Source organism: uncultured Rhodococcus sp. (genome assembly GCF_963525155.1).
Lineage (GTDB): Bacteria > Actinomycetota > Actinomycetes > Mycobacteriales > Mycobacteriaceae > Rhodococcus_F > Rhodococcus_F qingshengii.
Genome location: NZ_CAURKP010000254.1, coordinates 1 through 5974, shown reverse-complemented (window position 1 = coordinate 5974; position 5974 = coordinate 1). Strand labels below are relative to the sequence as shown.

6 protein-coding genes are annotated in these 5974 nt (G+C 63.8%); 4 read left to right on the top strand and 2 right to left on the bottom strand.

The window, feature by feature from the left end; all coding sequences use genetic code 11:
* Window positions 1-1002, top strand: a 1002-nt coding sequence (gene mptB / locus RWT78_RS27390; RefSeq protein WP_314682271.1) for a polyprenol phosphomannose-dependent alpha 1,6 mannosyltransferase MptB, incomplete at its 5' end; no start/stop codon positions are given.
* Window positions 1003-1012: 10 nt separating this feature from the next.
* Window positions 1013-1957, top strand: a complete 945-nt coding sequence (locus RWT78_RS27385; RefSeq protein WP_314682268.1) for a phytoene/squalene synthase family protein — start codon at window positions 1013-1015, stop codon at window positions 1955-1957.
* A gap of 20 nt (window positions 1958-1977) precedes the next feature.
* On the opposite strand, the gene RWT78_RS27380 is transcribed toward RWT78_RS27385, so the two are convergent.
* Window positions 1978-2346, bottom strand: coding sequence for an Rv2175c family DNA-binding protein (locus RWT78_RS27380; protein ID WP_020969869.1), 369 nt, complete (start codon window positions 2344-2346; stop codon window positions 1978-1980).
* A gap of 303 nt (window positions 2347-2649) precedes the next feature.
* On the opposite strand from RWT78_RS27380, the gene pknB reads away from it, so the two are divergent.
* The gene (pknB, locus tag RWT78_RS27375) at window positions 2650-4713 is read left to right on the top strand and encodes a Stk1 family PASTA domain-containing Ser/Thr kinase (protein ID WP_003941667.1); all 2064 of its coding nucleotides are present in this window, start codon (window positions 2650-2652) and stop codon (window positions 4711-4713) included.
* 27 nt (window positions 4714-4740) lie between these two features.
* On the top strand, window positions 4741-5169 hold the full coding sequence (locus RWT78_RS27370; RefSeq protein ID WP_003941706.1) for a protein-tyrosine phosphatase family protein: 429 nt from the start codon (window positions 4741-4743) through the stop codon (window positions 5167-5169).
* A gap of 83 nt (window positions 5170-5252) precedes the next feature.
* On the opposite strand, the gene RWT78_RS27365 is transcribed toward RWT78_RS27370, so the two are convergent.
* Window positions 5253-5974, bottom strand: a 722-nt coding sequence (locus RWT78_RS27365; RefSeq protein WP_314682261.1) for a 3-deoxy-7-phosphoheptulonate synthase, incomplete at its 5' end; no start/stop codon positions are given.

Below are 5974 nucleotides of genomic sequence, written 5' to 3'. Positions count from 1 at the left end.
ATGCTGTTGCGGATCACGATGCTCCCCGGACTCGCCCTGATGATGTGGGCCGTTCCCCATCTTGCGACGAAGCTCGGCGGAAACACCTCGATCGCCCTGTGGCTCGCAGTACTCAATCCCCTCGTCCTGATCCACCTGATCGGCGGCGTTCACAACGAGATGCTCATGGTCGGCCTCATGGCCGCAGGCATTGCGCTCGCTCTCGAACGCAAGCACCTCTTCGGGATCGGGCTGATCGCGCTCGCCGTCGCGATCAAGGCAACCGCAGGCGTCGCACTTCCCTTCATCGTCTGGATCTGGATGATCCACGAGCGGGAGGACGCCGCAGCCGCCGGGCGAGAACCGGCGTCACCGATCCGATCGTTCGTCAAAACGGCCGGCGCAGGTTTCGCGGTGTTCGTGGCGGTACTCGGATCCACCTCACTGATCGCCGGAGTCGGCCTCGGCTGGACGACGGCACTCTCCGGTTCGGCAAAGATCATCAACTGGCTCTCGCTGCCCACGATCGTGGCGCACATCGGAACCATGGCAACCTCCTGGTTCGCCGGCGACCATTTCAACGACATCCTCGAAGTCTCCCGGACCATCTCGGCGGTTGTGTTGATCGCGATCATCGCCGTCGTGTGGTGGCGCTACCGCAAGACCGAGCGCGACGCCGTCATGGGCATCGTGATCGTGATGGTCGCCATCGTCGTTCTGTCCCCCGCAGCACTCCCCTGGTACTACTCCTGGCCGCTGGCAGTAGCTGCCGGTTTCGCAATGTCGCCGACGACTCTCGCCGTACTGACCGGGCTGTCCACCTGGCTGATGCTGGTGTTCCAGCCGGACGGATCGATCGGCCTGTACACCTTCCCGCACGTGGCTCTGGCCATCGTCGCTGCCGTGATCGCGGCGATGTCCTTGCAGACGGAAGACCCACTGCGACTTCGTGGACGCAAACACGAGAAACCGATCGAAATGACGTCAGCCGCCTCGGCGCCCTCGACGTCAGGATCTGCGTGATCCGCGTGTCATGAACGCACTGCCTGCGTCCTATGAATTCTGCGAGGACGTGACGAGGGAACACGGCCGAACGTACTTTCTGGCCACCCGGTTGTTGCCCGAACCTCGCCGCCGCGCAGTTCACGCGCTCTACGCATTTGCTCGTGTCGTCGACGACGTCGTGGACGAACCCTCGGGTCCGCATGAACGAGGCACGGTGCTCGCCGACGTCGAACGTGCAGCCGTCAACGCACTCGACAACCCCACTGTGACAGGTGACGTTCCGTCGACGGTTCCCCTCGACCTGACACGCGTACTCCCGGCCTTCGCGGATGCTGTGAAGACGTTCGACATCCCGCGCGCATATTTCGACGCCTTCTTCGAGTCCATGCGGATGGACGCCCCCGACACGGCGAAGTTTCGACCCGTCTACGACACGATGGACGAGCTTGCCGAGTACATGTACGGCTCCGCCGTCGTCATCGGTTTGCAGATGCTCCCGATTCTCGGAGTGAGCGTTCCGCAGCAGGAAGCGGTAGTGCCCGCGTCGAATCTCGGTGAGGCGTTTCAGCTGACCAACTTCATCCGCGACGTCGGTGAAGACCTCGACCGGGGACGTCTGTATCTACCGGCAGGCGAGTTCGCCGCATTCGGGGTCGACATCGAGATGCTCGAGCACGGGCGCAGAACCGGAACGGTGGACGTTCGGGTCAAGCGCGCGCTGGCGCACTTCATTGCCGTGACGCGGGGGCGGTATCGGTCTGCCGAATCTGGCATCCCGATGCTCGATCGGCGGGTCCAGCCGTCGATCCGCACGGCTTTCGTGTTGTACGGAGCAATTCTCGACCAGGTCGAGCGCGCCGACTTCCGGATACTGCATCGACGTGTGTCCGTTCCCGGACGCACGCGACTTCGAGTCGCTGCGCCGGGTCTGGTCCGGTCGGCAACCTACGCGGCGAAAAACCGCATGCGGTGAGTTGTCAGAAGGCCGGCAGCTCAGAAAGCCATGGCCTGTGCGCGGCGGATGACCTCACGCGCGAGATCACCATGCAGTGCGTCCACCGGGCGCCCCGGCAGGGAATCGTCGGCCAGGAACAACCAGCGGAGGATTTCGATGTCGGTGTAACCGCCGTCGTGCAGCACCGCCAGCAGACCGGGCAGCCACTTGACGATCTGGCCGTCCTCGCCGAAGAACACTTCGGGGACACCGAGAACGCCATGCCGCTTGACTGCGATGATCTTGTGATCGCGAAGCAACTGGTGAACCTTGCTCACCGGCAACCCGACGTTCTTCGCCACATCCACAAGCTGGAACAGGGAAACCGAAGAATCCAGGACATCATCACAATAAGGAATCGCGCTCACCGCGAGAAGTTTATCCGGTCCGGCGAACCCGCTGTGTACCGCCCGGTGCAGTGCTCGAAACTGCCGCTCCGCTCAGGTCACAGCGCTCTGTGACGTTGTCGAGACTTCCGCGTCGGTATCGCTGGCTACGATGGACGGGATGCGGCGTATCAGTAACCGGGATTTCGCGGTGGATGTGAATCGGTGCCCTCACTGCGGGAACCGGTACGCGGTATACAACCACCCACATGCTGACAGCTACCACCCAGACCGCAAGCAGACAGTTCGCAAGCACGGAGGAACAGTCATTACGGAGGTCGAGGGTTGATCGGCGAAATGCTCGAGCGCCGCTATCGAGTGGACGCACCGATCGCGCGCGGCGGTATGTCGACCGTGTATCGAGGCCTCGATACACGGTTGGATCGACCTGTCGCGATCAAGGTGATGGACCCGCAATTCGCCGGCGATCCAGCGTTCCTGACTCGTTTCGAGTTCGAGGCCCGGGCCGTGGCCCGACTCAAGCATCCGGCCCTTGTGGCCGTCTACGACCAAGGCAGCGATCGCAATCACGTGTTCCTCGTGATGGAACTCGTCGACGGTGGAACCTTGCGTGAACTCCTTCGTGAGCGCGGACCGATGCCGCCACACGCAGTCGCTGCAGTCGTGGCACCTGTCCTGGACGCGTTGGCGGTGGCGCATCGAGCGGGACTGGTTCACCGTGACGTCAAACCCGAGAACATCTTGATCTCGGACACCGGCGAAGTGAAGATCGCCGACTTCGGATTGGTGCGTGCAGCTGCGGCAGCAACCACCACCTCCAACAGCGTGATCCTCGGCACCGCGGCCTATCTGTCGCCGGAACAGGTGACGTCAGGAATTGCCGACACTCGAAGCGACGTCTACTCGACCGGCGTGTTGATGTTCGAACTTCTCACCGGTACAACACCGTTCACCGGCGATACGTCACTCTCCATCGCCTACCAACGCATCCACGACGATGTCCCGCGCCCAGGTTCACGTATCCCCGGTGTACCGGCGCAGTTCGATCGTCTGGTTGCCGAAGCCACTCACCGCGAGCCCGCACATCGTTTCGCCGACGCCGGTGAGATGGCAGCTGCACTTCGCAGTGTGAGCGAGCAACTGGAACTTCCGTCATACCGCGTTCCCGCTCCGCGTCGAAGCGCCCAGCACCAGAGCGCGCAAGTTGCCCCGGCCCGGCCACAACCGGCGCCCGCGCCTCCCACGGAGGTACACCCGAACTCTGCTGCGCGCCCGAACCCTGCTGCCACGACGGTATTGGCGTCCGGCGTGGCCCCGGCTGTGGCAGCCACCACCGCGCTCGGCACGGGCTCTCCTCCCCCTGGCGGTATCCAGCACACTCGCGCGGTCACCGCACAAACTGCTCGTCCGGCGACGGTCGACGGCGACTCGGATTTCGACGACGGTTCCGATTTCGGCGACGACCACCCGGGGCACGACGATCCGCACGCTCATTTTGTCGAGGCACGACGCAAATCGCGACGAGCCACCCTGATCTGGCTGCTCGTCATCGCGGTCCTCGCGCTCGCGTTGGGCTTCGGCGGATGGTGGATGGGCTCGGGCCGCTATACAGCTGTTCCCTCGATCGACGGGCTGACCAAGGACACTGCGGTCACCGCTCTGCAGGACGCCGGGCTCTCCCCCGACGTCCAGGGTCAGTACTCCGACGCCCAACCCATCGACACGGTGATCGGGACAGACCCGGCCTCCGGCTCCAGGGTTACCAAAGGCTCGACCGTCGCGTTACTGACTTCGCTCGGGCGTCCGACTGTCCCGCCCATTCCGGCCGGCGGCGACGTCTCGGCCCTGGGCGCACAACTCGCCGACCGCACTCTCGTCGCGGTCGACGGCGGGGACACATTCAGCTCCAAGATCCCGATCGGCGGCGTGGCCGCGCTCGACCCGGCACCGGGAACCGAAGTTGCCGTGGGCTCCTCGGTCAAGGTCATCACATCCAAAGGGTCACCGCCCGTGGACATTCCCGATGTGAAGGGCATGTCCGAGAACGCTGCGCGCGCCGCCCTCGACAAGGTAGGCATCTCAGTCAGCACCACCAGAACAACGTTCGACGACGCCGTCGAGGGCGGTAGCGTGATCGGCACCGATCCCGCAGTCGGGTCCTCCGTCAACGCCGGCACCTCCGTGGTTCTCCTCATCTCCGATTCCGTCAAGGTTCCCTCGCTGATCGGCCGCTCCGTCTCCTCAGCACGCGAAGAACTCGGCCGCCTCGGCCTCGAGATCACCGTGCGTCAGCTCACCCAGAACGACAGCTCGGTCATCATCAGCCAGAGCGTCAAGAACGACCTCGTTGCCAAGGGCACCGACATCAGCGTCGTCGCAATTCCCTGACAGTCCGCTTCGGCCTAATCTGAATTCATGGCCACGTGGGAACCCGAGAGCATTGGGATACTCGATTTGCCGTCGGGGAGATCGATTCGGGGTCGAGGACTCCGCAATCCACTTCCTTCCGGACCTCTCCCCACCTTCGGCGTCTATCTGACCGGCAAAGAACCTCCCGACACCGAATGGGAGTCGGAGTGGGTCCGCTGGCGAGATTTCTGGTTGCCGAGCGATCCCGATGCGCTGCGCAGGGCCTTGCACGAAGTGTGGGTGCGCTCGGAAACCGAAAGAGTCGAGATCGCGTGCGGTGGTGGATACGGCCGCACCGGAACAGCGTTGGCCGCTCTTGCCGTCATGGACGGAGTGCCCAGTAAGGACGCCACCGCGTACGTTCGCGCACGTTACTCACCTCGCGCCGTCGAAATGCCCTGGCAGCGCCGATTCGTCACACGATTCACGCAATAGCGAACGCCCCCACCTGCGCGAGCGGGTGAGGGCGTTCGCCGAAAATCAATGCCGGCGCGAATCAGCTTCGGCGAAGCAAGGTTTCAGCCTCGCAGCATCTCGGCCACGAGGAACGCGAGCTCCAACGACTGTTGGGTGTTCAATCGGGGGTCGCACGCCGTCTCGTAGCGACCGCCGAGATCGAGGTCGGAGATGTCCTGCGCGCCGCCGAGGCACTCGGTGACGTTCTCACCGGTCAGCTCGACGTGGATGCCACCCGGATGCGTGCCGAGACCGTTGTGGACCTCGAAGAATCCCTGAACCTCGTCGACGATGCGGTCGAAGTGGCGCGTCTTGTACCCGGTGGAGGCTTCGTGGGTGTTGCCGTGCATCGGATCGCACTGCCAGATGACCTGGTGACCGGTGGCTTGGACCTTCTCGATGATCGCCGGCAGCAGGTCGCGGACCTTGCCGTTGCCCATGCGCGAGATCAGAGTCAGACGACCTGGCTTGTTGGTGGGGTCGAGACGCTCGACGTATTCCACCGCCATTTCCGGCGTCGTGCTCGGGCCGATCTTGAGGCCGATCGGGTTGGACACCAACTCGGCGAAGGCGATGTGCGCGCCGTCGAGCTGACGAGTGCGGTCACCGATCCAGAGGAAGTGAGCCGACAGGTCGTAGAGCTTGGGGTGATCGCTGTCGTTGTCGAGACGCAGCATCGCGCGCTCGTAGTCGAGAACCAGGGCCTCGTGGCTGGCAAAGATCTGTGCCTGGTGCAGGCTCGGATCGGTGACGCCACACGCGTTCATGAACTGCAGGCCGCGGT

Excerpts from the sequence above, each read along its gene's own strand:
- RWT78_RS27370 (WP_003941706.1), top strand. The coding sequence starts at position 4,741 with ATGGCCACGTGGGAACCCGAGAGCATTGGGATACTCGATTTGCCGTCG.
- RWT78_RS27385 (WP_314682268.1), top strand. The coding sequence starts at position 1,013 with ATGAACGCACTGCCTGCGTCCTATGAATTCTGCGAGGACGTGACGAGG.